The organism is Mannheimia cairinae, from assembly GCF_028649535.1.
Taxonomy (GTDB): Bacteria; Pseudomonadota; Gammaproteobacteria; order Enterobacterales; family Pasteurellaceae; genus Mannheimia; species Mannheimia cairinae.
In genome coordinates this window covers 52,222-73,457 of sequence record NZ_JAQSJE010000005.1, presented here as the reverse complement: position 1 = coordinate 73,457, position 21,236 = coordinate 52,222, and the positions used below count along the sequence as shown (strand labels likewise).

At 39.7% G+C, this 21,236-nt stretch carries 18 protein-coding genes; 5 read left to right on the top strand and 13 right to left on the bottom strand.

Annotated features, from left to right (window positions below):
• Positions 1 to 14: 14 nt before the first annotated feature.
• The 4 genes from PTQ27_RS06260 to PTQ27_RS06245 are packed head-to-tail and all read right to left on the bottom strand — an operon-like array spanning position 15 to position 3,926.
• Positions 15 to 944, bottom strand: a complete 930-nt coding sequence (locus PTQ27_RS06260) for a dihydrodipicolinate synthase family protein (protein WP_273749760.1) — start codon at positions 942 to 944, stop codon at positions 15 to 17.
• 19 nt (positions 945 to 963) lie between these two features.
• On the bottom strand, positions 964 to 2,469 hold the full coding sequence (locus PTQ27_RS06255; RefSeq protein WP_273749759.1) for a tripartite tricarboxylate transporter permease: 1,506 nt from the start codon (positions 2,467 to 2,469) through the stop codon (positions 964 to 966).
• 9 nt (positions 2,470 to 2,478) lie between these two features.
• Positions 2,479 to 2,925: a tripartite tricarboxylate transporter TctB family protein gene (locus tag PTQ27_RS06250; protein ID WP_273749758.1), complete on the bottom strand. Its 447-nt coding sequence runs from the start codon at positions 2,923 to 2,925 to the stop codon at positions 2,479 to 2,481.
• Between the two features lie 53 nt (positions 2,926 to 2,978).
• Positions 2,979 to 3,926 carry a Bug family tripartite tricarboxylate transporter substrate binding protein gene (locus tag PTQ27_RS06245; protein ID WP_273749757.1) on the bottom strand — a complete coding sequence of 316 codons (948 nt, stop codon included), beginning with the start codon at positions 3,924 to 3,926 and terminating at the stop codon, positions 2,979 to 2,981.
• Between the two features lie 235 nt (positions 3,927 to 4,161).
• Between PTQ27_RS06245 and PTQ27_RS06240 the strand changes: the two genes are divergently transcribed.
• A complete protein-coding gene (locus PTQ27_RS06240; protein WP_273749756.1) occupies positions 4,162 to 4,422 on the top strand; it encodes a YfhL family 4Fe-4S dicluster ferredoxin in 261 nt (86 codons plus the stop codon).
• 94 nt (positions 4,423 to 4,516) lie between these two features.
• Here PTQ27_RS06240 and PTQ27_RS06235 read toward each other — a convergent pair whose 3' ends face one another.
• The 3 genes from PTQ27_RS06235 to PTQ27_RS06225 are packed head-to-tail and all read right to left on the bottom strand — an operon-like array spanning position 4,517 to position 7,648.
• The gene (locus tag PTQ27_RS06235; RefSeq protein WP_273749755.1) at positions 4,517 to 5,605 is read right to left on the bottom strand and encodes a siderophore-interacting protein; all 1,089 of its coding nucleotides are present in this window, start codon (positions 5,603 to 5,605) and stop codon (positions 4,517 to 4,519) included.
• Positions 5,592 to 6,788: an MFS transporter gene (locus PTQ27_RS06230; protein ID WP_273749754.1), complete on the bottom strand. Its 1,197-nt coding sequence runs from the start codon at positions 6,786 to 6,788 to the stop codon at positions 5,592 to 5,594. Before PTQ27_RS06230 ends, PTQ27_RS06235 begins: the two co-directional genes overlap by 14 nt.
• Before the next feature lie 47 nt (positions 6,789 to 6,835).
• Complete coding sequence (locus tag PTQ27_RS06225; protein ID WP_273771120.1) at positions 6,836 to 7,648, bottom strand: helix-turn-helix transcriptional regulator; 813 nt, start codon at positions 7,646 to 7,648, stop codon at positions 6,836 to 6,838.
• A 173-nt stretch (positions 7,649 to 7,821) separates the two neighbouring features.
• Between PTQ27_RS06225 and PTQ27_RS06220 the strand changes: the two genes are divergently transcribed.
• Complete coding sequence (locus PTQ27_RS06220; RefSeq protein ID WP_273749752.1) at positions 7,822 to 9,993, top strand: TonB-dependent siderophore receptor; 2,172 nt, start codon at positions 7,822 to 7,824, stop codon at positions 9,991 to 9,993.
• 64 nt (positions 9,994 to 10,057) lie between these two features.
• Here the strand turns inward: PTQ27_RS06220 and ygfZ are convergent, their stop codons facing one another.
• Both ygfZ and PTQ27_RS06210 read right to left on the bottom strand, forming a co-directional pair.
• Entirely contained in the window at positions 10,058 to 10,933 is an 876-nt protein-coding gene (gene ygfZ, locus PTQ27_RS06215; protein ID WP_273749751.1) for a CAF17-like 4Fe-4S cluster assembly/insertion protein YgfZ, read from the bottom strand.
• 9 nt (positions 10,934 to 10,942) lie between these two features.
• Positions 10,943 to 11,806: a YicC/YloC family endoribonuclease gene (locus PTQ27_RS06210; RefSeq protein WP_273749750.1), complete on the bottom strand. Its 864-nt coding sequence runs from the start codon at positions 11,804 to 11,806 to the stop codon at positions 10,943 to 10,945.
• Positions 11,807 to 11,939: 133 nt separating this feature from the next.
• On the opposite strand from PTQ27_RS06210, the gene rph reads away from it, so the two are divergent.
• Complete coding sequence (gene rph / locus PTQ27_RS06205) at positions 11,940 to 12,656, top strand: ribonuclease PH (RefSeq protein ID WP_273749749.1); 717 nt, start codon at positions 11,940 to 11,942, stop codon at positions 12,654 to 12,656.
• An 81-nt stretch (positions 12,657 to 12,737) separates the two neighbouring features.
• On the opposite strand, the gene PTQ27_RS06200 is transcribed toward rph, so the two are convergent.
• The 4 genes from PTQ27_RS06200 to PTQ27_RS06185 all read right to left on the bottom strand — a co-directional run bounded on the left by PTQ27_RS06200 (position 12,738) and on the right by PTQ27_RS06185 (position 16,293).
• The gene (locus PTQ27_RS06200; protein WP_273749748.1) at positions 12,738 to 13,493 is read right to left on the bottom strand and encodes an SIMPL domain-containing protein; all 756 of its coding nucleotides are present in this window, start codon (positions 13,491 to 13,493) and stop codon (positions 12,738 to 12,740) included.
• A gap of 130 nt (positions 13,494 to 13,623) precedes the next feature.
• Positions 13,624 to 14,715 (bottom strand): redox-regulated ATPase YchF, encoded by a 1,092-nt coding sequence (ychF, locus tag PTQ27_RS06195; protein WP_273749747.1) that lies wholly within the window; start codon positions 14,713 to 14,715, stop codon positions 13,624 to 13,626.
• Between the two features lie 27 nt (positions 14,716 to 14,742).
• A complete protein-coding gene (gene pth / locus PTQ27_RS06190) occupies positions 14,743 to 15,327 on the bottom strand; it encodes an aminoacyl-tRNA hydrolase (protein WP_273749746.1) in 585 nt (194 codons plus the stop codon).
• 99 nt (positions 15,328 to 15,426) lie between these two features.
• The gene (locus PTQ27_RS06185) at positions 15,427 to 16,293 is read right to left on the bottom strand and encodes a D-alanyl-D-alanine carboxypeptidase family protein (protein WP_273749745.1); all 867 of its coding nucleotides are present in this window, start codon (positions 16,291 to 16,293) and stop codon (positions 15,427 to 15,429) included.
• Positions 16,294 to 16,497: 204 nt separating this feature from the next.
• Between PTQ27_RS06185 and prfC the strand changes: the two genes are divergently transcribed.
• Positions 16,498 to 18,078 carry a peptide chain release factor 3 gene (gene prfC, locus PTQ27_RS06180; RefSeq protein ID WP_273749744.1) on the top strand — a complete coding sequence of 527 codons (1,581 nt, stop codon included), beginning with the start codon at positions 16,498 to 16,500 and terminating at the stop codon, positions 18,076 to 18,078.
• A gap of 166 nt (positions 18,079 to 18,244) precedes the next feature.
• A complete protein-coding gene (gene ptrA, locus PTQ27_RS06175; protein WP_273749743.1) occupies positions 18,245 to 21,196 on the top strand; it encodes a pitrilysin in 2,952 nt (983 codons plus the stop codon).
• The last annotated feature ends 40 nt before the right edge of the window (positions 21,197 to 21,236 follow it).

The following is a 21,236-nucleotide window of genomic DNA, read 5'->3' as shown; positions in this document are numbered from 1 at the left end:
TCCCTATTTTAATTTTATAAATTTACATTTCTGATTTTTTCACGATAAAGATCTGAGCCTTTCACTATATGATCTAATAAAACATCTACTGCCCAATATTTCACAAGAATATCATCTTTAATTACTCGACAATTATATGTTTTAAATATCCCCATCTGTTTGTGCATTAGCTTAGCAAATGCCGGATAACCGAAACTTTCCGCAGCTCCGCTCACAGCTAAGAAATGGGCAACTTCTTGTACCAACGAATGATTCGAATCTTTATTTTTATAAATCCAGGCATATAGATCAGGATGAATATTATTAAATACACCAGAGAATCCTTCAGAACCAGCTTTCATTGCTTCAAATGCAATTGCTGCGTTTGCATTAACAATTTTAAGATTACTATCTTTTGTTAATTGAACACGACGTTTGACTGTTTCTAAATCACAAGATACATCTTTTAATACAACCATATTATCAAAGCTTGCAAAATAGCTAATTTCTTCATCCGTAAGCAAACGGCGATAAGGAGCTGGGCATTCATACAAACCTAGCGTAATATCCTTTGGTAAATGATCTAATAAGGTTTCGAAATGAGCTTTTAATGTTGCGGTACCTTCATTATTAATATCCAAACGATTAGTAATTAAAATAACTGCATCAGCTCCCGTTGCATAAATTGCGTTTAATTCTTCAATTTGTTTTTCGAGAGAATCACTAATATGCCCTGAAGCCACAACAGGCACTCTACCATTAGCCTGGTCAATTACTGTTTCTGTAATTTTAACTCTCTCTTCTAAACTTAAGAATTGAATTTCACTTGATTGACAAGCTGCGAATAACGTATCAGCACCATTTTCAATATACCAATCAGTTAATTTACGTAAACTTTCATAATCAACCTCATTGTTATCATTAAATGGGGTTAGCATAACAGGAATAATACCTTGGATATTCATTTTAAAATTCTCCATAAAATTAATTTTTTTCTTTAAAATTCTTAATAATTCCCCACACCTGCAAAATAACGATTACAGTGAAGAAAGATGCTAATACTGCTGAAACCGGTCGTTCAACAAAAGCCACTAAATCTCCATCAGATTTAGTCAAAGATGCCAATAAATTACGCTCTAACATTGGTCCTAAGATCATACCTAAAATAATAGGTGAAATTGGGTAGCTATTTTTTTGTAAGAAGTACCCAACGATTCCCATAATTAGCATTACAACTATGGCTTCCATTGAGTTATTGATCGCATAGGCTCCAACTAAACTAAAAATAATAACGATTGGATATAAAATATCTTTATTAATCGAAACTATCCTTTTTAAGAAATTTACTACAATTAATGCTAGTGGAATAAGAGCTAAGTTAGCAATTAAAAATAGAATAAAAACAGCATATAGTTTATCTGGTTGGAATAAGAAAAGTGATGGGCCAGGTTGCATATCTTTCATATATAGCACACCAATAATAATAGCTGCGGCAGAGTCACCCGGAATTCCAAAAACCAGAGAAGGAATCCAACTACCTGCTAAACTTGCATTATTACTACTTGATGCATCAATAATGGCATCTTCAGAACCTTTACCGTATTCTTCAGGTTTCTTAGAGAACTTCTTAGATACAGCATAAGAAATCCAAGCTGCAATATCTGCTCCAGCCCCTGGCAATGCACCAATTAGGGTTCCCATTGTGCTACTACGTAAAATACTACCTTTACGGCTATTTAACGGCTTAGCTAACCCTTTAAAAACATTTAATGATTTTGGTTGTTTTATTTCATTAGTATCAATAGCTAAGCTATTAGCTTTATTACGATTTACATAATAATCAATAGCTCCTGAAATAGCGAATAAACCAATCATTGCAGGAATAAAACTTACTCCTTCATAAAGTGAAACAAATCCGAATGTAAAACGAGGCTGACCTGTAAATTCATCAAATCCTATTGTTGAAATAATAATACCAAATAATAATGTTAATAGGCTCTTAGCAATAAACTTCCCTGAAATCAAAGTTGCACAACTAAGACCAATAAGAGACAGCCACATATATTCAAAAGAACTAAATTTTAAGGCAAATTGAGCTAATAATGGGGCAGCCAGAGCAAGAATAATAGTACCAATTACGCCACCAATTACCGAACTACTAAGACCTAATCCTAAAACACGATTTACTTTCCCTTGTTTAACTAATGAATGGGAATCATCGACATAAGCTGCCGAAGCTGGTGTACCAGGTATTCTTAATAATGCGCCAGGAATATCTCCCGCATAAATTGATGAAGCACCAACTGAAATCATTAGTGCCAATGCAGGAATAGGATCCATAAAGAACGTAAATGGAACCATTAATGCAACAGCCATTGTAGCTGTTAAACCAGGAATAGAACCAACAAATAACCCAAATAATCCAGCACCTAGAATGGCAATAATGGCGTTTAAATCAATATAAGCGAATGCTTTTAATAAAATATCCATAAATTACCTCTATGAAAATAAAGTACCATCTGGTAATGGAACTAATAAAACTTTAGCAAAAAGTAAATAGATTAAAATAGATAATATAATTAAGAATATAGTCAATATTAGCCTATTTTTATTTACAAAAGGCAGGGTAAGCCCTAACAATATTAATGATGTTGTAGCAACAAATCCTATAAAGTCCGAAGCAAAAATATAAAATAAAACAGAAAATGAAATAGCTAAAATAACTTTAACATCCTGCTTGATATTAAAATTTTGGAAAACATATTTATTTCTTATACTTATTTCGATGATTAAATCTAATAATGAAAAAACAACTACACATACACCAATAATTGTGGGAAAAAACGCTGCTCCATATGAATCAAAATCACCATAAGTTGTATAGCTATAAATAGCGATTATTGATCCAAAAATACAAAGTAATACTGGGGTTATAAATCTGATCATATTAATATTTATAGCCTCTAGTTCCCCTAGAGGCTATAACTCCGATACTTATTTTATTTAGTTAATAGTTTTTCAAATTTTTGATCTTCACCTAGCATAAATTGTTCTAGCTCAGTTCCATATAACTCGCCAACGTCAAACCCTTGTTTATGAGAGAATTGCTGTAATTCACCACTAGCATAAACTTTCTTCATAGCTTTTTCTAATGTCTCTTTTACATCATTTGGTAAATCTTTTGGCGCTGACAACACATTCCAACCACCTACAACCCAATCTGTTTTTGTTGCCTCTTTATAAACTGGAATATCTGGATATAAAGAATCTTTCTGTTCTGAGGTAATTGCAAGATGTTTTACCATCCCAGCATCTGTCATACTTTTAGCTTCACCTGGTGATGAAGTTACCAAATCTACTCCGCCAGAAACAAGCTCTTGTAATGCCGCACTTGCTCCTTGTGATGGTACAAATTTAATTGTATCTTCAGATAAGCCTGAAGCTTTTAACATACCTAATAAATTTAAATGCCAAATAGAGTTTAAGCCACTACCAGATGCTTTTAATTTACCTGGATTTGCTTTAGCATCAGCCAATAATTCATTGATATCTTTATAAGGTGAATCTTTACCCACTTGTACACCACCAGGAACTACGGCTAGACGAACAATCGGGGTATAGTCTTTATAACTTAAATCTGTCATTTTTTGGTGACGCATAATTGCAATTTCAGCAGTAGCCACACCTAATGTATAGCCATCTGGTTTAGCTGTTTTTATTGCAGTATGCCCAACAACGCCACTTCCACCTGTTCTATTGACGACATTTACATTAACTTTTAACTCTTCTTGTAAACCTTTAGCAACAAGACGAGCAATAGTATCCGTATTTCCACCAGCTCCCCAAGGAACAATAATTGTAATAGGTTTTTCTGGATAAGCAGCTAAAGCTGTTGATGCAATAAAGACTGAACTTGCAAGCAATGTTTTAACAAATGTCATTTTCATAATGTTCCTCACTGAGTATGGTTTGAGAGAGAAGAATTCGACAAAAGATATCGAAACGTTTCGATGAAATAATAAATAATTCCCACAAAACAATAAATCTTCAAATTGCAAAAATGTGAAGTAGTTCACACTATTTTGTTTTATAATAGGTAATGTTGCTTACAAGCGGTCAGATTTGTAAACTTTTTTGCAAAATCTACCGCTTGTTTAATTTATATTTTCAGATAATAACGTTATGGCTTTATTGATTACTCACAAATGTACCAACTGCGATATGTGCTTGCCTGAATGCCCAAATGAGGCGATTTCGGTGGGGGATGATATCTATGTGATAGATCCTATCCTTTGCACAGAATGTGTTGGGCATTATGAAAAACCGACTTGTCAGAAAGTTTGCCCAATCACAAACTGCATTGTGAAAGACCCTGATAATGAGGAAACCGAAGAACAGCTTTGGGAAAGGTTTGTGATGATTCATCACCCGGATAAAATATAAAAATCAATTATATCAAACTGAAATATTTCCTACCTACAAATCACTGGAAACCTTGAAATTCAATAGTTCAAGGCTTTTTCTTGCTCTTCATCCGTTATATAGAGTCAATCCAATACCCTTTCACGCGATTTTGTTTCGCGCTCAGCCCACGCTCGTTGCGTAGATAGAGTCTTACTGCTTTGGCTGTATGGTGTTCGAATGCACCCCAAACGTTGTCGATGTGTGGCAGACTTTTCAAAATATTGATGATTTTCTCAGCACTTTGCTGACCTACCAAGCGATGAATTTGGCTACTTTGCGGTAACATTTCATCAAGCAAATAAGCTTGTTCATGCTGATCAGCCGTTAAGCAAATGACTACCGGTGGTACGGAATTTTTCCACTGTTCCAGTAAATCAGCCACGGTGGGTAGGCTGATTTCATCGGCAATCAGTACGGCTTGCCCACTGTGTAGGTGGTCGGTATTTTCGTGGTATTCGGCACAGGCGTAGATTAAATCGCCTTTTTGTAGATTTTTCGCCCACGTGCCACCGTGGGTTTCGCCGTGTAGGAAAATATCGACCCAAGCCAAATCTGAGAACGGTTTGTCGCCGCTTTTGAAGGCTTTGCGTAAGGTGTAGTAGCGGCGATCTTTATGGAAGGAGTGCAAAATTCGCTCACGCTTTTCACTTGGCAGAAATTTCAATCCCCACCAGTACAGGCGTTGCCAGAGCTGTCCGCAAGCGGTCAGTTTTGTGGCATTTTTTGCAACATTATTCGGGGCTTGGGCGAGGGTTTTGAGGGCAAAATCCCACGCAAATCCCGGCTCATTTTCTGGTAGTGCTACTTCGCTTTTTAGCGTTAAACGGCACATATTCGGTGTAATTCGCTCATTTTCCAGCACTTCAAAATAGTGGTTGGCTTTGGCGTGTAACGGTTTGCCGAGTTTGACTTTGGCGGAGTAAGCGAGATATTCCACTTTTTCGTGCAGATCGTCGCCGCCTAAATTGAATGGGACGAAGTATTCTGTGCCGTCAGCTTCCACCAACGCCCCTTCTGCAAAAAGATCACGCAAAGTGACCACTTGTACTGTTGAGTGGCAGAAGGCTTGGGCTATTTCCAACAACTCAGCGGCGTGATCTTCGTTTAGGTGTTCTAAAATATCAATTTTGTAGGCTTGATTAGCGATTTCAGTGCGGGTCATTCAACATTCTCTCTATGATTTTCGGTATAAACAGGCTCGCCACCGTTGCCGCAGCAAGGGATAAAAAGATGACGGAGGCATAGCCAAACGCATTTGCCAACTGTAAACAGAGCATATTGGCAAGAATGGAAAACAGCATTGCCACGGCAATTTGTACGGTGTAGGCGGTGGTAGGCGTTGCTTCTCGGGAAGCAATGTCCATCATCGTGGCACTGTTGGTGGCAAACATTGGGGCGAAGCTCAGATAGCAAGCCGTAACCGCCATATACACCCAGATTGGGCTGTGGTGACCCAAGGCGAGCGGGAGCAGTGCCAGTAGGCTGAACATTTGTATCAGGGTAAATAGGCGGCTGCCGGTGGCTCTTGGCAGTTTGCGGTTGATCGGCATAATTACAATGACGGCGACCAGCCCGATAATCACGCCGTAATTCATCAATACGCCGATCTCCGCCATTGTCCAGCCACCATCCACGAGTGCCGGATAAAGTATCGCAAAGCCGCCGGAAAAACTGATAGCATACAGGGCGAGCATTGCCAGCCACGCCGCTTTGCCTTTCCAAAACAGAAAGAGCGATTGCCAGCTTTGGGCGAGGGTGGCAGGTTGTGTTGTGCGTGGCGTCGGTTCTTGATAGCGGAGAATCCAGAAAATCGGCAGGGCAGACAATGCGGCTAAAATCAGCAGCGAATTCTGCCAACCCAAGTGGGGATAAAGAATCACTAAACCACCACCAATTAAGTTGCCGATCATTCCTCTGGCGATCTGAATGGTGTTGATTGTGAGCCGTTCTTGGCTGGAAAAGGCGGTGCACGCCAAGCCGTCTAAGGCGAGATCTTGCGTGCCAATCATCAAGGCAAACAGCAGCAACACGGCAAACAGAAACGGAAAGTGAGAAAGCGGCTGAATTTGGCTTAATGCCAACCAGCAGAGCATAATGCCGTACTGCACCGGTAGCAGCCAGTTGCGAAAATGTCCTTTATGCGTAAAGCCAAACCGATCAACCAGTGGCGACCAAAGAAAACGCAGAGAGTATGGCAGGATAATCAGTTGTAGCCAGCCAAGTTCCGCCAGGCTTGCTCCTTGCTCACGCAATAAGACCACCAGCGTAATCGCAATAAAGCCTGAGCCGATATGTTGGCTCATATAGGCAAAGATGAAAAGGAAGTAAGTAAAGGCTCTGTTCATTTTGTATGATTTTGCAAAAAATCGGCGAAATTCGACCGCTTGTTACTTCACGCTGCTCGGTTTGATCCCAAATTCGGACTGAAACTGGCAGCTAAAACATTCCACCTTGCGATAACCTGCGAGCTGTGCCGCTTCGCTGAACTCATTCCGCCCTGCAAGGCTTGTTTTGCCCGTTGCATTTTGAGTTTTCGCAGGTAGTGGATAATCGTGAAATCGTACTGCTGCTGAAATTCCCGCTGTAACGTGGTTGGGTTGCTGCAACAGGCTTTGGCAATTTTGGCAAGTGTCCAGTTATCTGCTTCACCGCTGTGGAGCAGGTCAAACAGTTTGTCTAACCGCTTGTGGCTCGGGCTTTTTTCATTATCCAACGGTTTTGCCGGGAACAGGCTTTGCATCACTTCCAGCAGCAGGCTGAACGATAAATTGCACTGTATCGGTAATTGCCATTGGGTCGGGTTTTGCTCGCTGTGTAGCAGTTGAGCCAGCAGTAGCTGCATTGAGCTGTTAATCTGAAACTGACGTGGCTGTAAACCGTCTTCCAACTGTTGGAGCAAGCGGAGATCAATGCCACTCATTGCCACCCACTGAGGCTCGAAAAATAGAACCAGTTCTTTTTGCATTTTGCCGGCATAAAACCTTTTTTGACCTTGTTGCTCCATACCTAAATTCGGTAGTACTGCCCCTTCGCCCGCATTCAACAAAATACTTTTCTTGCCAAAGGTTAAATGGGTTGTCCCTTTAAGCGTAAACACCAGTCGTAAACTCGGATGGAAATAGGTAGGCGTGTGAAATTCCTTTTGCTGACAGTGCAACTGAGCAATTTTCCAAGCAAAACCGTTGTTAAATTCACGATAATTCATTATACCCAATAATTCCGGGGTTGGATCGATTTGGCGGTAGTTTTTCGAAGTGAGCATTGAAGTATTGTGTCCTTAGGGGGTTAAAATTGTTTATTTAGTGTGTTTTATAAAAAAATCTTCGCATAAAATGATATGAAAATTATTCTTATTTACATAATATCATAGGAAAAACAATGAAACGTAGCAAATTTCTATTAACCACACTAAATATTGCACTACTTTCTGCTTATTCCTCTGCAGAAAATACGACTCTTTCAACCATAGAGGTAATTAGCTCTTCCCCCACAAACAGCTATAACCAAGGGTATGGAGCTTATGGAACGAGTACCGCAACCGGCTTACCATTAACATTAAGAGATACTCCTCAAAATGTGAGTATTATTTCCGAACAGCAAATTAAAGATCAGAATTTGGATAGTCTAGGCAAAGCTTTAAATCAAGCGGTTGGGCTTTATACGGATGTGAAAGGCTCGACGACATCAGGCTATTCCGTGCTTTATGCCCGTGGTAATCGTGTGGAGAATTTCCAGTTGGATGGGATGCCGACCAGTAATGTGGGCTTGGGTGGAAAAGGGCCAGGTGATGAGCCGAATGCGTGGAGTGTGCTGAATACTGCGCAATATGATCGTATTGAAGTGTTGCGCGGTGCAACCGCGTTAATGGATGGTTCAGGCGAGCCGAGTGCAACGGTCAGTCTACACCGTAAACGCCCGACAAAAGAATTTCAAGGTTCAATTGGTGCCAAAGTTGGTAGCTTTAATCTGCATAGCACGGAGCTTGATCTTTCCAGTGGTTTAAATAGTGATAATTCCGTACGCGGGCGGATTGTCGCCAGTTACAGCGGCACAGATACCTTCCGTGATCGTGCCGATAACCGCAATGGTATGGTTTATGCTGTTACCGAATGGGATATTACGCCAAATACCACACTGACCTTAGGCGGTACGCACCAATATATGCGCGATTTAAACAGCTCTATGTTTGGCTTGGTGCTGTACGATACCGATGGTAATGCAATCCCTGCTACACGCAAAAGCAATGCGACAATCAACGGCTCTTATACCCGTTTTAGCAATTTAAACCTGTTTACCGAATTGAAACACCGCTTTGCGAATAACTGGGAACTGAAAACAGAATACGGCTACACCAAAGGACACCGTGATCAAGTTGCTGGTATTGCCGGCTCAGCGTTTGCAATTCCGAATGTGCCAATGGTTGCTGGTGCGATTGTGAAAAGTGATGAACGCCCAAGCCAACACAATTTTACTTTGGCATTGAACGGGCAGTACGGTCTATGGGGACGTGAACACGATGCTATGTTTGGTATCAGTGGCTATCATCTGAAAAGTGACCAACCACGCTACGCACGCCAAATTGCCCGAATTTTCCGCGATCCTGCGGTAATGGGCGGATTTGACGGCAACTATACTTTGCCTGATTGGATAGCAAGCGGTCAAGATTACAACAGAATTCGCCAAATCGGTGCGTATGCTGCCACCCGTTTACGTCCAACGGATAAACTCGCCGTGATTTTAGGTGGACGTTATACACGCTTTAACGTGACCGAAGACACACAGTACATCACCAACGGGCAGAACAGCCAAGGCAGTTTTACGCCTTACACCGGCATTGTTTATGATGTGAGCAATAATCTCTCAGTCTATACCAGCTATGCGCAGATTTTTAAACCACAGACCAAACGTGATCAAGCCAATCGCTATCTTAATGCAGAAAAAGGCAGTAATTTAGAAGCTGGTTTAAAAGGGGAATTTTTTGAAGGCAAACTGAACGGTGCAGTTGCACTGTTTGAAACCCGTAAACAGAACGTCGGCTTTTGTGCAGCTTATACCGCAGGTGGTTTGACATGCGACTACTATGACTTTGACCCAAGCACTAAAACCCGCGGTTTTGAGGTAGAAATCAACGGCTTAGTAACAGAGAATTGGCTCATTTCTGCCGGTTTCAGCCAAGCTATCGGCAAAAACAGTAACGGCAGTCCATTTAAACCGGAAGTGCCGCGTCGCCAATTTAAACTGTTCAGCAGTTATACCGCAGGTGATCTGACGGTCGGTGGTGGTGTTCGTTGGCAAAGCAAAATCTACGAAGGCACGCCTTGGGGCTTAAATTATGGTGCAAGTGAAGAGCTAGCTGCTAAAGCCCGTGCCGTCTCCACACAAAAATCTTATGCGGTCGTCGATTTAATGGCACGTTACCGTTTCAGCAAACACACTGAACTGGGGTTGAATGTCGATAATCTATTTGATAAAACTTACCGCACGAGCCCAAATTCGCACTCTTACGGCACTCCACGAAATATTGTAGGAACATTCAGTTATAAGTTTTAGTTAAGATAATTTTACGGACAGATAAAGTAAAACGGTCATATAAAAAATATGACCGTTTATTTTCTTATCCTTCTTCCAAACTATAAGGCAAATCGACCATTTTCAAATTTACCCCATTCACTCGGAACGGAGTTTCGGTTTCCACTTCTTTATTTAACACTACTTGCACCCAAAGTGTTTGGTTGTGAGCAACGCTGGTAAGAACTGTGCCTGTTGCTCGCCAGTTTTCGCCCAGTTGCATTTCAACCGCTGAGGCGGGTTCTGGCAGGGTTATTTCACCTTCAAATTCGCCAACTAGGGTAAATAACGCTCGTTTATTTGCCCCACGGTATTTGGCACGAGCTACGGTTTCTTGTCCGATATAGCAACCTTTGGTAAAAGAAATCGCATTTTCGACCGCTTGTAGGTTTGTCGCTTGCGGAATCAGCTCAAATTGATTTTCTTTAAGTAGCACAGGAATGCCGTGTTGGATATCAAGCAGTGTCCATAGGCTTTCATCTGCATTAGGTGTTAAGGTTTCGCCCCACACAAAAGCTCGTTTTTGCCCTTGAGTTAAAGTTAAAGCAGTCGAATTTTCGGTTAATTTTGCAAAAACCTCATCGCCCATAATGCCGTAAATTAGCGTGTCTAATTCCGTGAAAGTTACTTTTGAAAAGACCGCATATTTTTTTAATTGGGTTAAGGCCTCTGGCAGTAAGCTTGTGTGAATAACCACAATGAATTTTTCAGTTTCTGCACGGAATAGGCGGAATAAGGCACTCATTTTGCCTTTCGGATCACAATGAGAGGTTAAAGTATGCTCGCCAACCGCCAGTTTTACCACATCGCAGGTTAATTGCCCTTGTAGGTATTTCTCAGCATCTGCACCTGCTACTTCAATTAAACGATACTGAGCAAGTTGCACGCAGAGATTTGATGGATATTGGTTCTCATATTTCATATTCTGCTCCTATTCTAAATTCTGAATTTGTTCACGCATTTGCTCGATAAGCACTTTAAGCTCAACCGCAGAATTAGTTACTTCGGCATTGATCGATTTTGAAGCAAGTGTGTTAGATTCACGGTTAAGCTCTTGCATCATAAAATCCAACTTACGCCCAACGGCTCCGCCTTTTTTCAAAATATTGCTGGTTTCTTTCACGTGAAGTTGTAAACGATCTAACTCCTCCGCCACGTCCACACGTTGTGCTAATAGCACCATTTCTTGTTCTAAGCGTTGCGGATCGAGCTGTAAATTGAGCTCATCAAAACGTTGTTGTAAGCGATCTTTCTGCCATTGCAGAATTTCAGGCATTAAGGCTTGAACCTTGCTTGCTTCGACAGAAATCGCATCTAAACGTTGTTGAATCAAGTTCTGTACGTTTTCCCCTTCTCTGGCACGCATTGCGATAAAGTCTGCCAGAATTTGCTCAAAGCCTGCCAATAAATCTTGGGCGATTTGGTCTAAGTCTTGGCTTTCGTTATCCACAACCCCCGGGAAACGTAATACATCAACCAAATTGATTTCCCCTTCATTTGCAATTTCTTTCAGCCATTTTAATGAGTGGATAACCTGTGTCGCATACTCTTGGTTTAAGGCGATTTCGCTATTTTGCGTTTTGCTTAAATCAATCCGCAAGCTACATTCCACTTTACCACGGGTTAAAGAGGCTCTTAGACGTTCACGCAAGGTCATTTCAAGGTTACGGAATTGTTCAGGCAAGCGGAAATAGGTTTCTAAAAAACGTTGATTGACCGAGCGGATTTCCCACACGGCATTACCCCACTCTTTTTTTAATTCTAAATGGGCGAAGGCGGTCATACTATAAATCATTGTTATTCCTTGTTTTATATTGTTCCCTTCTCTCTCAAGGGGAAATGGTAGAAATATTCTTTTATGAATAAACATCACATTCTACTGTTTTCTTTGTTAAAATGGTAAAAATTTTAGAAAAAAGGAAAAGAAAATGCGTCCAAATAATCGTGAAGTTAATCAAGTTAGAGACATCAAAATCACCCGTAATTACACCCTTTATGCCGAAGGTTCTGTGCTGATTGAGTTTGGCAATACTAAAGTGTTATGTAACGCTACCGTTGAAGAAACCGTTCCACGCTTTTTAAAAGGTCAGCAACAAGGTTGGGTAACAGCAGAATACGGAATGTTGCCACGTGCCACACACTCTCGCACCCAGCGTGAAGCAGCAAAAGGCAAACAAGGCGGTCGCACAATGGAAATTCAACGCTTAATTGCCCGCTCATTACGTGCAGTAGTTGATTTAAAAGCCCTAGGCGAACGCACTATTACCGTAGATTGCGATGTTATTCAAGCAGACGGTGGTACTCGTACTGCCTCTATCACAGGGGCTTGTGTCGCACTACACGATGCGATGAATAAATTAGTAAAAGACGGCGTTTTAAAAACCAACCCGATGAAAGGCTTAGTGGCAGCAATTTCGGTGGGCATTGTAGAAGGGCAAGCCGTTTGTGATTTGGAATATATTGAAGATTCTAACGCAGAAACCGATATGAACGTGGTAATGGTGGAAGACGGACGTTTAGTCGAAGTACAAGGCACCGCTGAAGGCGAACCATTCTCACACGAGGAATTACTTACCTTATTAGATTTAGCAAAACAAGGCATTGCTCAACTTGTAGATGCACAACGTAAAGCATTAAGTGAATAGTTTGTAAATTTTTGATAAAAAAAGACCGCTTGTTAATGTAACACAAGCGGTCTTTTTTGTTAGAAATTTTGCAAATTAGTATTAATTAATCGCATATTGAATAGTTACAACTAAACGCACTTTTTTGTCAATGGTAGAAGTGTCGTAACTACCGCCATAGCTGTCATCGCTATCTTCTGTATTTGGGCGGGTCGATTTAATATCAAATGATCCTTGCGAAGCTGAGCGAAGTAAGCCAACTTTTACATTACTGGTTTTGGCAAATTCTTCTGCTCTTACATAAGCATCTTGCGTTGCCTTGGCAATAAGATCACGTTTAATTTCTTCTAGATTTTCTAAATAATAATCTGGGTTGCTAAAATCAATTGCTTCATTTTCAGCTCGTAAAAACTGAATTTGTGCAAGAGCCTTTTGCAACTTAGGTAAATCTTTGGTTGAAAGCACAATCGAACGAGTTGCATTATAACCATTTTTACGAGAACGATCTTTACCAAACTCATCGACATAATATTCTGTACGCTCATTAACAGAAATATCAGTAATTTCTCTATCTGTATCAGTAAAACCTTGTTCTTTTAAGAATTTTACTGCTTGATTTAAGTTCAATTGATTAGCTTTCATTGCCTCGTTATAGGTTGGTCCCCAACCAAACACCGATACTCTCCATGCTCCTAATGTTGCTTTGTGCTCTGCCTCAGCAAGTCCTTTAACGGTAATAACACCAGTTTGTTGCAAATTTTTAAATTGATTCCCTAGAATAAAAGCTGCCGCCATTAAGCCCACAGCTAAAATACCACCTAAGACTGCTAAATAACGATACTTGGTTACTGAAGACATATTGATTCCTTAAAAATAAATAAATGTTTAAAAATAATACTCTATTTTCTAACTTATGGAATATTTTTTGATATAAAAAAAGCGCTAAGTATTTAATACAAGCGGTCTTTTTTCTCATGAATTTTGCAAATTACACATTAAAACGGAAATGCATTACATCGCCGTCTTGAACGATATATTCTTTTCCTTCTAATCGCCATTTACCTGCTTCTTTTGCTCCTGCTTCGCCTTTATTATCGATAAAATCTTGATAAGAAATAACTTCGGCACGGATAAAGCCTTTTTCAAAATCGGTGTGGATAACCGCTGCTGCTTTTGGTGCTGTTGCTCCAATAGCAACAGTCCAAGCACGTACTTCTTTTACCCCAGCAGTAAAGTAAGTTTGTAAGTTTAACAAGCGGTAGCCCGCACGAATTACACGGTTTAAGCCCGGCTCTTCAATACCTAAATCTTGCAAGAATTCGACTTTTTCTTCATCTTCTAACTCGGCAATTTCCGATTCAATCGCTGCACATACCGGCACAACCACCGCACCTTCTTTTTCGGCAATTTCACGCACACGGTCAAGATACGGATTGTTTTCAAAACCGTCTTCGTTCACATTAGCAATATACATTGTCGGTTTTAGGGTTAAGAAGTTATAACCTTTGATTGCGTGCAATTCGTCTTTATCTAAATCGATTGAGCGAATCATTCCTGCATTTTCAAGTACAGGCAGGATTTTTTCCATAATCGAAAGTTCGAATTTTGCGTCTTTATCACCGCCTTTTGCACGTTTTTGTAAACGCTGAATAGCACGCTCGCAACTGTCTAAATCAGCTAATGCTAATTCGGTGTTAATGATTTCGATATCATCCGCAGGGTCAATTTTTCCAGCCACGTGTACAATATCATCGTTTTCAAAACAACGCACAACGTGCCCGATTGCATCAGTTTCACGGATATTAGCTAAGAATTTATTGCCTAAACCTTCGCCCTTACTTGCACCTGCCACTAAACCTGCAATATCCACAAATTCCATTGTGGTTGGTAGTACACGTTCAGGTTTTACGATTTCCGCTAATGCATCTAAGCGAGGATCTGGCATTGGTACTACACCAGTGTTTGGTTCAATAGTACAAAACGGATAGTTTGCCGCCTCAATACCTGCTTTTGTAAGTGCGTTGAAAAGTGTTGATTTACCCACGTTTGGTAAACCGACGATACCACATTTAAATCCCATTTTTTGTTTCCTATTTTAAATAATTCTTTATGCCTTAAACCCATTTAAGCGGTTCATTGCTTTGGTTACATCATCTTTAAGCCAAATTTCAACACAACGGCTGGCTTCATCTACCGTTGCATTGATTAACTCTTTTTCTTGTGGAGCCGGTTTGCCTAAGACATAAGCGGCAACCATATCTTTATGCCCCGGGTGTCCAATGCCAATTCGCACACGGTAGAATTCTTTATTATTCCCTAAAGCTGCAATAATATCTTTTAAGCCGTTATGCCCACCGTGTCCGCCACCTTTTTTAATTTTGGCAGAACCTGGGGGTAAATCTAACTCATCGTGGGCGACTAAAATTTCTTCTGGCTTAATTCGGTAAAAATTCGCTAATGCTCCAACTGCCTTACCGCTTAAATTCATAAATGTAGTTGGCACTAACAAACGAACTTCGCCTCGAGCCGTATTGATTTTTGCCACTTTACCGAAATATTTAGCCTCTTCTTTTAGGCTAACATTATACATACGAGCAAGTTCATTAATAAGCCACTCCCCTGCATTATGGCGAGTATCTTCATATTTTGCCCCAGGGTTGGCAAGCCCAACGATTAATTTAATGTCTGACACGATATTGTCTCAATTTACGCTAATTAAAGGGCGATATTGTAGAGAAAAAACGCAATTTCCTCAAGGTTAAAAGAAAATTGCGTTTTTAGAAATCACTGATTAAGAATTATATTGTCTTCTACATTGATATTTCGCCAGCATCGCTTCGGTAAAATCAACTCGGGAAGCTGCACTTTCATTATTTAAGCTGACCACACCAATGCGTTTACCATTACAATTTTGCTGAGCAATAAAGGCTAAATTATACCCAGCTTCACGGGTGTAGCCTGTTTTACTTACCATTGCAGGATAACTTTGTGAACGTACAATGCTATTGGTGTTACGCATTGAAAAATGTTTACCGCCTGCATTCACCCCTATTAATGGAGCATTAGAAAGCTGTTGGATTTCTGCTTTGCCTGCTGCATAGCCTGCCAATTTGGCTAAATCAACCACGGTTGAAACATTATTTGGCGATAAACCAGAGCTATCGGCAAAATAGGTTTGTGTCATGCCAATTTCACGAGCTTTGCTATTCATACGAGCCATAAACTGTGCTTTATTTAAATGAGTAGCGTGAGCTAGTGCGTGGGCAGCGTAGTTATCTGAACGAACTAGCATCGCTTTTAATAATTCATTACAAGGAATATTCACATTTTTCGGCAGTGGGCTGGTTGTGCCTTTAATAAAATCTGCGTCTGAAGGCAAAATAGCCGTTTGACAGGCATTGCCATATCTGTTTTCTTCTAAAAAAACAATCGCTGTCATTAATTTAGTTACCGAAGCAATCGGGCGAACCAAATTAAAATTTTTACCTTCTAAAAACTTTTTCTGGTTTAAATCAAATACAACATAAGCTGAATTTTCAGTTGGAATATAAGCGGCCGTCGCTTTAATGCGAGGAGGGGCTTTTACGTTAGTCGCAGGCTTTGAAGAACAAGCACTTAGCACCATTGCAGCAACTATTAAAGGAAGTAGTTTTTTCATTTATGTTTTCAATTTAAGAGTTAAAGTAGGCTATTCTACCTTTTTTCTAACCTTGTGCCAAAGTGCAAGCGGCTAAATTTTTCTATATTTTTGTAAATTTTTTGAAAAATTTAACCGCTTGCCCTATGAGCTTAAATCAGCGAAAATAACGGCAATTTTTTGGCGGCTTTCCGCCCTTTTTTATTTAAATTTGTCGAGAAAAGAATGTCATATCCACAAGAAGTTAATAAACGTCGCACCTTTGCGATTATTTCTCACCCCGATGCGGGTAAAACCACCATTACTGAAAAAGTCCTTTTATACGGAAATGCCATCCAAACAGCTGGTTCGGTAAAAGGTAAAGGCTCCGCTGCCCACGCAAAATCCGACTGGATGGAAATGGAAAAGCAACGTGGGATCTCTATTACTACCTCCGTTATGCAATTTCCTTACAACGATTGTTTGGTAAATCTACTCGATACCCCGGGGCATGAAGACTTCTCGGAAGATACTTATCGAACCTTAACCGCTGTCGATAGTTGCTTAATGGTAATTGATTCCGCCAAAGGGGTTGAGGAACGTACAATCAAATTGATGGAAGTTACTCGCCTGCGTGATACACCAATTCTTACCTTTATGAATAAGCTTGACCGTGATATTCGTGACCCAATGGAATTATTAGACGAAGTGGAAAGCGTACTAAAAATCCGTTGTGCTCCAATCACTTGGCCGATTGGCTGCGGTAAATTATTCAAAGGGGTTTACCATATTGCTAAAGATGAAACTTATCTTTACCAAACAGGGCAAGGACATACTATTCAAGAATTGCGTGTAATCAAAGGGTTAAACAATCCTGAATTAGATCAAGAAGTTGGCGATGATTTAGCCCAGCAATTACGTGATGAATTGGAATTAGTGCAAGGGGCGTCTAACGAATTTGAACATAATGCTTTCATCAAAGGCGAATTAACACCGGTATTCTTCGGTACTGCACTTGGTAACTTTGGGGTAAATCATTTCTTAGATGGCTTAACCGAATGGGCTCCTGCTCCGCAACCTCGTGAGTCAGACAGCCGTACCGTTGAAGCAAGTGAAGAGAAATTCAGCGGATTCGTATTTAAAATCCAAGCGAATATGGATCCAAAACACCGAGATCGTGTTGCCTTTATGCGTGTGGTTTCAGGGAAATATGAAAAAGGAATGAAGCTCAAACACGTGCGTATCGGCAAAGATGTCGTGATTTCTGACGCTCTAACCTTTATGGCTGGCGACCGTTCTCACGCTGAAGAAGCGTACGCAGGCGATATTATCGGTTTGCACAATCACGGTACTATTCAAATCGGCGATACCTTTACCCAAGGCGAAACGCTGAAATTTACCGGTATTCCGAATTTCGCACCAGAGCTTTTCCGCCGTATTCGTTTAAAAGATCCGCTTAAACAGAAACAGCTGTTAAAAGGCTTGGTGCAACTTTCCGAAGAAGGTGCAGTGCAAGTTTTCCGCCCGCTTATCAACAATGATCTAATCGTAGGTGCGGTGGGTGTACTTCAGTTTGACGTGGTCGTTTCTCGTTTAAAAACCGAATACAACGTTGAAGCGATTTATGAATCGGTAAACGTTGCTACTGCTCGCTGGGTTGAATGTTCGGATGTGAAAAAATTCGAAGAATTTAAACGCAAAAATGAAACCAATTTAGCCTTAGACGGTGGCGATAACTTAACCTATATTGCCCCAACAATGGTAAACCTTAATCTTGCACAAGAACGTTATCCTGATGTTCAATTCTTCCAAACAAGAGAACATTAAATCATTTTTGCTCTCTCCCATTATGGGAGAGAGTTTTTTATCCCCCATTTGTTTATCCATTTATAAGTTAAAACAAAAGTTCTCTCCCTTTTCTTACCGAATTTTCTTTACACTTAGCTGTCATATTCCTACTATTGTTTTTAATTAATGAATTAAAAGGAGATGTATGAAGTTATCCATTTTAACTAAATTTATTGCGGCTACATTTGCAATAAATATGATGATTCATCCTGTATTTGCCGAAGTTGCAAAAAAGAGTGAAAAAACAACCGCTTCCCAAATACAAACAGAGAATAATCTTGGCTTTGAGTTAATTAAAGAAAGCATTAATAAAAGCCCGAATGACAAGGCAATTTATCAAGGTATTAAGCTTGATAATGGTATGACAGTTCTCTTGATTTCAGATGAAAATGCGAATAAATCGCTGATGTCTGCCATTATCCCGATTGGCTCAATGGACGACCCTGTTTCACAGCAAGGTTTGGCTCATTATCTAGAGCATATGATTTTAATGGGGTCGAAAAACTACCCAGAAACCAATAGCTTAGATGCGTTCTTAAATAAAAATGGCGGAATGAATAATGCTTCAACCGCACCGCATAGAACAGCTTATTATTTGCAAGTGAATAACGAAGCCTTTAGCGAAGCAGTAACTCGTTTGGCAGATACGCTTGCTTTCCCTTTATTACTCGAAAGCAATGCGAAAAAAGAAGTAAATGCCGTTAATGCCGAAATGGTGCGAGCAAAATCAAGCGACGGGCATTTATTACGTAGCGTTAATTTAGCCACTTCTAACCCTGCTCACCCTTCAACTAAATTTGCAGTAGGGAATAATGAGACCCTTTCAGATAAAGCAGATAGTAAGCTACAAGACGAATTAGAAAAGTTCTATCAAGAGCGTTATTCAGCCAATTTGTTTAAAGTGGTGCTTTATTCCAATCAATCTATTGAACAGCTTGCGAAATTAGCGGCAAATACGTTAGGCAAAATGGAAAATAAAAACCTCACTGTGCCACAAACCAGCGAGCCACTTTATCGTGCGGAAGATAAATCGGTCTTTATTCAGTACAAGCCAGTTAAATCAACTAAAATGCTAATTATTGATTTTGATTTCCCAAACGATGAATTGCAATTTAAGCATAAAACCGGCGAATATATTGCCTATGTGCTAAATAATAATACGGACGGTACATTATCGGATTATTTAATCAAACAAGGCTTATCTGATAGCGGTATTGAAGCGGTAAATACACCAAATATCGGGCGAGATCGTGGCTCATTCCAAATCTATATTTTATTGACTGATAAAGGATTGGAAGAACAAGATAAAGTGATCTCTTTGGTATTCCAACAAATTGAGCAAATTAAACAAAAAGGCATTCAAGAAAATTATTTCAATGAAGTAAGAGAGAGCTTAAAGCAAGATTTCCAACACTTACAAGTTGAAAAAAATATGAATTTTGTTGAGTTTATTTCCGATCAGATGCTCTATTTCCCATTAGAGAATGTAATTGATGAAGGCTACCTTGCAGAGACAATGGATGCGAATGCTATCAATGAAAAACTGGCAGGAATGAATATTGAAAATGCCCGTATTTTATTGATTAGCGATAATGCCAAAACGGACAAAAAAAGCCCTCATTTTGAGGCTGGATACTCAATAGCAAAAATTAGCGAGGCACAAAAACAGAAGTGGTTAGATTTTAGCAAAAATCCAACGCTGAACTTGCCTGAGTTAAACCCTTATTTTACAACGGATTTTTCGTTAAATCAGACTGATAAAGGTATTTCTAAACCTAAGTTGATTACAGAACAACAAGGTAACTTAATCTATACAATGCCAAGCGTACATTTTGGCAATGATCCTAAAGCACAAATTAGTATGGCATTTAATATTCAGCCTCGTGCTGATGATTTAAAATCATTAATGTCAGCTTCTGTATTGGGCTATATGAATAATTTGGCTCAGACTAAGTTAAATTTTCAATCTTCCGTGGCAGGAATGAATTTAGATATTGCACCAAGTGCCAATGGGTTAGCGATTGGAGCAGATGGCTATACGCAAAACTTGGGTAAATTGATGATAGACAGTTTAACTCAATTCACTCAATTTGAATTAACTGAAAATATGTTGGCTCAAGCAAAACAACGTTTGCATCAAGCCCTTGACCGTAGCGAAAAAGAAAATAGTTTAACCCAAGCCAACACTGCGTTAAGCCGTTTCTCAAACTACCCTTATTTTGAATTGGATAAACAGCGTGAAGTGATTGATCAAATTACTCTTGAAGATATTCAACAGTTACGAGAACGTCTTCTCTCCCAAGCAACAGGGTTTAAATTATTATCTGTTGGTAATTTATCGAATGAGCAGGTTTCTTCCCTGGCAGAACAGGCACAAGCGGTCATAAAAAATCAAAAATCTGCAAATTCAACAGGGCAATATGTAGATGTAAATGAAAGCCAGCGTAAACTCAATTTCATTAAAAATGTTCCTAATGAAGATAATGCCCTTATTATGGCATTTATGCCAAATGGTTATGCAGAGTTAGAAGGTGTTGTGAGAGCGAGATTACTGAGAGATATTATTTCTCGTTGGTATTTCAATGATTTACGAACAGATAAACAGCTTGGTTATGTAGTTTATGCAACCAATAACTTGATTGGTAAAACTTCCGGTATTCAATTTATGGTACAAAGCCCGAATACAACACCTGCGGGCATTTTGGAACATAATAAACGTTTCTTTAGTGAAAGTATGGAGCGTTTGCAAAATTTATCGGAAGACGAATTTGCTAAATATCGTGCTAGCCTAGTGGAAAGATTGCAATATAAGCCAGAGTCGTTATCAGAAGAGTTTGCTGAATTTGGATCAGACTTTAGTAGAAATAATGCAAAATTTGACCGCTTGCAACAAGTGATTGATTTAACCAAAGGTTTAACGAAAGCAGATATTGTTGAGTTTTACCGAAAAGCCGTGATTGAGCAAAGTGGCTTTGTTTTTGTCAGCCAAGCAGTTGGTACGAAAACAAAAGCAGAAGATGTTGCAAAATTTGATGGTTTTGAACAGATTGAAAGTATCGAAAAACTACAACGAGAGTTTGAAATTAAAGATTACTAAGTATCAAAAAGCCACCGTAAAGGTGGCTTTTTTAATGTTG